The organism is Mycobacterium sp. (assembly GCF_035653355.1).
Classification (GTDB): Bacteria; Actinomycetota; Actinomycetes; order Mycobacteriales; family Mycobacteriaceae; genus Mycobacterium.
This window is the reverse complement of record NZ_DASRBZ010000174.1, coordinates 1-4,467: the sequence shown is the minus strand read 5'-3', so window position 1 is coordinate 4,467 and position 4,467 is coordinate 1. Positions and strand designations below refer to the sequence as shown.

Sequence of the window (4,467 nt, the reverse complement as noted above, 5' to 3'; positions counted from 1 at the left end):
TTCCATCTACTGCCGTCGGCGGCCCGCGAGTTCGGCAGCGACACCGAGATCCTGCTGGACACGGGGATCATGTCTGGCGCCGACATCGTCGCGGCGATCGCCCTGGGCGCGCGTTGCACGCTGATCGGCCGGGCCTATTTGTACGGGTTGATGGCAGGTGGCGAGGCCGGTGTGCAGCGCGCTATCGACATCCTGTCCGCTCAGTTGACTCGCACCATGCGACTGCTGGGTGTCACCTGTCTAGAGGAACTGTCGCCCAAGCATGTGACGCAATTGCGGCGTGTCGTGCCGTTATCCACGGGTTGACGGCCGCGACCGTTGCTTGAACCACGGCGTCAAAGGCAGTAAAACCAGCTACATAATCGGTAGCGTCATTGGTTGCTGGCTGAGTTGGCGACGGCATGTGCCGCTCCGGAGCGATGTGACGGGAGACAACCATGAAGCGCGGCATCGTCGGAGGAGTGGCTGCCCTGCTGATGGCCGCAGGGCTCATCGTCTCAGCGCCGTCGGCCAGCGCGGGGTGCCTGTACGGAGGGCCGGTTCTGAGCAAGTGCGATGGACCCGTCCAGCCTGACGGCACCTGGCAACGTTGCGTGGCAACTACCCGCTGGGTTCCCAGCGGCATGAGTACCTACCTAGTGCCCGACAAGCACTGTGATCAGATGGGTCCCGACCAGCACCCTGCGGACCTTGCCTTCGCCGACCCACCGACGCACATCGACGACTGAGCACGGGCTCAGTCCCGGCCCTCTAGCCGCCTTCTACACCGGCATCCCGACGAGTTCCGTCGCGTTATCGATGGCTGCTGGACGGGTGTTGTTGGCCTGGTCCAGCCCGGCCAAATCACGCCATGAGCGGATTGCCTGGCGGGTGAGCTCGACGATGCGGCTTGCCATCGTCCCGCCGTGCGCCAGGGCGTGGGCGCGCACGGCGTGAGCGGTCACTTCCTCGACGGTGACCCTCGGGTGGCTGCCGACGAGTGCGGTCGACTCGGATGCGGCTCGGACCGCATACATTCCGGGGCCTCCCAGCGATGAGCCGGCAGCGCGGGCGGCGCGCTCGGCGGCGTCCCACTTCGCGAGAGGCGGCATGTGACCCGACGCTGCGACGCGATGCAGCTCGGCGATGTCCACGATCGCTTTGATCGCAGTGAGTTTGGCGTACCGAACGACTCCCCAGCTCGGGCTGACTAACAGTTCGGCCAGCCACGCGTGTACGAGGCTGTCAGGAGCATCAGCGGTTCCCACCGTCTGCCAAGCGAGGTCAAGCGCGAGCACGCTGTTCTCTGGTGACAGATACCCGTCAGGCGCGGCCAGCAGATCGTTGGACGATTGGACCAGGACCGCCAGTGGACCAGCCGAGCAGGATGGGAAGTCTGTGATCTGCGCGTCACCGTTGATGTAGGAAATCACGTTCATCGCGCAGCCTTTGCCTGTTCCGGGCACATGCGATCCCTTGGCCAACCTCAGCGGATGAGTGATGCGGTCGAGATCCATTTCGGTTGGCTCCTTTCGCCTTCCACTGCCAGATAGACCGGCTGGTTACTCGCTAAGACGGCCTCAACGTGCTTTTCGTTCACGCCGCGCATGGTCTGGCGCTAGTAACCGGCTTACCCGGTTACAGCTTGCACCCACCCGTGAAACCTGTCAAGGTGGTTACGTGAAGTTCGTTTTTGTGAGCGGACGGCCCTGCCTTGACTTCGCAGGCACGCTGAAATTTCGAGAAAGTTCAGCGCCCGAAGAGGTGTTGACGCAGCCTGAACTGCTGTCGGAATGGGCGCTTCAGTCTGGGTTGATCGACGCCGCCATCCCCGTCGCCGCCGACGATCTCGCCGATGCGATCGCACTGCGCGAGGCCATATATCGCACCGCTACTGCCCGGATCGGACACCGTCGGCCCAAACCCGCCGACGTCGACCTGCTCAACGAGCACGCAAGCCAACCAAGGCTTACGCCACGATTGCACCGGACCGGATCCGTTCGCCGTGAGGGCACCACGTCGCAACTGCTGGCGACCCTGGCCGCGGACCTACTCGAGCTTCTCGCTGGAGCCGACATCGAGAGCGTCAAACGCTGCGCGCACCCGCGCTGCTCACGCCTCTACGTGGATTCGTCGCGCGCGAAGAACCGGCATTGGTGCGGGATGGCCACGTGCGGCAACCGCGCCAAGGTCGAAGCCTTCCGAGCGCGCCAGCGCGCCGCCGGTCGGCCGCCGGCATGAGCTTCATACGGGCCTGGTTGTCCTAGCGACTTTTCGCCGAAGAGTGCCCACCGCGCACCGGATCCAGTTGAATCCGGTCGGGGCGGCTGTAGACGTTCATTGACTTGCCCCGTAAGAACGCCACCAGTGTGAGCCCCGATTGGCTGGCCAGGTCAACGGCCAACGACGACGGCGCGGAGACCGCGGCCAACACCGGGATGCCCGCCATTACCGCCTTCTGGCTGATTTCGAACGACGCCCGGCCGCTAACGAGCAACACGGTTGCGGTCAGCGGGATCCGGTCGTTTTCCAAGGCCCAGCCGATCACCTTGTCGACGGCGTTGTGGCGTCCCACGTCTTCTCGCACCGCCAGCAGCGTGCCGTCCACGGCGAACAGGGCAGCCCCGTGCAGGCCACCGGTGCTGGCGAACACCGTCTGCTCGTCGCGCAGCCGGATAGGCATGGCCGACAACACTTCTGGGGTGATGGTGGAGGGGTCGTCGCCCGGACAGTAGCGGCTGATCAACTGCACCGCGTCCAGCGACGCCTTGCCGCATATTCCACACGACGACGTGGTGTAGAAGTTGCGGCTGACGTCTGGCGTCGCGACACCGGGTGCGAGTGACACGTCAAGGACGTTGTAGGTGTTGGTGCCGTCCGGGCCGTCACTACGGCAATACCGTGCGCTCACGACGTCATCGCGGTGGGCGATGATGCCCTCGGTCAGCAAAAACCCTTGCGCCAGTTCGACATCAGAGCCAGGTGTGCGCATCGTCACGGCGAGCGGCGTGCCGTTGACGCGAATCTCCAGCGGCTCCTCCACGACCAGCGTCTCGGGGCGGTCGACCGCGGTGTCGGCGGTGACGTGCTGGGCGCGGCGGCGCGCCGTTACCCGGCCCATTGGGCCGGCTCCAGCCGGATGACGATCGCCTTGGACACCGGCGTGTTCGACTTCGCCGCAACGTGGTCCAGTGCTACCAGTGGATTGGTCTCGGGATAGTAAGCGGCCGCGTTGCCTACCGGTGTTTGGTAGCCCACCACCATGAAGTCCTTCGCCCGCCGCTCCTGCACCTGTCCGTCCGCTCCGGTGAACTCGGAAACCAGGTCCACACGGTCACCCTCTTGCAAGCCGAACGCCTCCAGGTCGGCGGGGTTGACGAACACCACCCGACGGCCGCCTTTGACCCCGCGGTAGCGGTCATCGAGTCCGTAGATCGTGGTGTTGTACTGGTCGTGGCTGCGCAGCGTCTGCAGCACCAGCCGACCCGGTGGCACGGGCACCCACTGCAATGGGTTCACGACGAAGTTGGCTTTGCCTGTGCGGGTGGGGAATTCGCGTGAATCCCGAGGTGGGTGCGGCAGCTGGAAGCCGTCGGGCTGGCGCACCCTGATGTTGTAGTCTTCGCAGCCGGGCACCACGTCGGCGATCGCGTCGCGGATGGTGTCGTAGTCGGCGTTGAACTTCTCCCACGGCACAGGGTGGTTCGGTCCGAGCAGCGTGCGGGCCAGCTGACAGACGATGGCGACCTCGCTGCGCACGTGCTTGCTCGGCGGGTGCAGACTGCCGCGGGACAGGTGCACCATCGACATCGAATCCTCGACGGAGACTTGCTGCTTCACGCCGTTTTGGATGTCACGGTCGGTGCGGCCCAGTGACGGCAGGATGAGCGCCGTCGCACCGTGCACGACGTGGCTGCGGTTCAACTTCGTCGACACCTGCACCGTGAGCGAGCAATTACGCAATGCCGCCTCGGTGACTGCCGTGTCTGGCGTGGCCAGCGCGAAATTGCCGCCCATCCCCATGAACACCTTGGCTTTGCCGTCGCGCATAGCCCGGATCGCATTGACGGTGTCCAGCCCGTGTTCGCGCGGGCTGACAACGCCGAAGCGGCGATCCAGCGCCGTCAGAAACGACTCGGGCATCTGCTCCCAAATGCCCATGGTGCGGTCGCCCTGGACATTGGAATGCCCACGCACCGGGCACAATCCGGCCCCCGGCTTGCCGATCATGCCCCGCATCAACAGCACGTTGCTGATCTCGGCGATCATCGGCACCGCATGGCGGTGCTGGGTGAGCCCCATCGCCCAGCACACCACCGTGCGCTCCGATGCGGCCATCATCGCGGCGACCCGCTCCAACTGCTGCCGGTCGACGCCCGTCGCCTCGATCACCGTATCGAGGTCGACGGCGCGCGTATTTGCCTCGTAGGCGTCGAAATTCGCGCAGTGCACGGCGATGAAGTCCCGGTCGACCACGCTGCCCGGCGC

Annotated in this window: 6 protein-coding genes; 3 read left to right on the top strand and 3 right to left on the bottom strand. The window is 65.2% G+C overall.

The features are described 5' to 3' along the window. Both VFA16_RS05740 and VFA16_RS05735 read left to right on the top strand, forming a co-directional pair. The coding region (locus VFA16_RS05740; protein WP_324966891.1) for an alpha-hydroxy-acid oxidizing protein at positions 1–306 on the top strand (306 nt) is incomplete at its 5' end. 131 nt (positions 307–437) lie between these two features. Further along, a complete protein-coding gene (locus VFA16_RS05735; RefSeq protein WP_324966890.1) occupies positions 438–728 on the top strand; it encodes a CDGP domain-containing protein in 291 nt (96 codons plus the stop codon). A gap of 33 nt (positions 729–761) precedes the next feature. Here the strand turns inward: VFA16_RS05735 and VFA16_RS05730 are convergent, their stop codons facing one another. After that, positions 762–1,496, bottom strand: a complete 735-nt coding sequence (locus VFA16_RS05730) for a hypothetical protein (RefSeq protein ID WP_324966889.1) — start codon at positions 1,494–1,496, stop codon at positions 762–764. A gap of 163 nt (positions 1,497–1,659) precedes the next feature. Here VFA16_RS05730 and VFA16_RS05725 point away from each other — a divergent pair, with 163 nt between their 5' ends. Continuing rightward, positions 1,660–2,220, top strand: a complete 561-nt coding sequence (locus VFA16_RS05725; protein ID WP_324966888.1) for a CGNR zinc finger domain-containing protein — start codon at positions 1,660–1,662, stop codon at positions 2,218–2,220. Between the two features lie 22 nt (positions 2,221–2,242). Here VFA16_RS05725 and fdhD read toward each other — a convergent pair whose 3' ends face one another. Next, positions 2,243–3,100 (bottom strand): formate dehydrogenase accessory sulfurtransferase FdhD, encoded by an 858-nt coding sequence (gene fdhD, locus VFA16_RS05720; RefSeq protein ID WP_324966887.1) that lies wholly within the window; start codon positions 3,098–3,100, stop codon positions 2,243–2,245. Continuing rightward, on the bottom strand, positions 3,088–4,467 hold a 1,380-nt coding region (locus VFA16_RS05715), incomplete at its 5' end, for an FdhF/YdeP family oxidoreductase (protein ID WP_324966886.1). The genes VFA16_RS05715 and fdhD, both read right to left, overlap by 13 nt.

Excerpts from the sequence above, each read along its gene's own strand:
- VFA16_RS05730 (WP_324966889.1), bottom strand. The coding sequence starts at position 1,496 with ATGGATCTCGACCGCATCACTCATCCGCTGAGGTTGGCCAAGGGATCG.
- VFA16_RS05735 (WP_324966890.1), top strand. The coding sequence starts at position 438 with ATGAAGCGCGGCATCGTCGGAGGAGTGGCTGCCCTGCTGATGGCCGCA.
- fdhD (WP_324966887.1), bottom strand. The coding sequence starts at position 3,100 with ATGGGCCGGGTAACGGCGCGCCGCCGCGCCCAGCACGTCACCGCCGAC.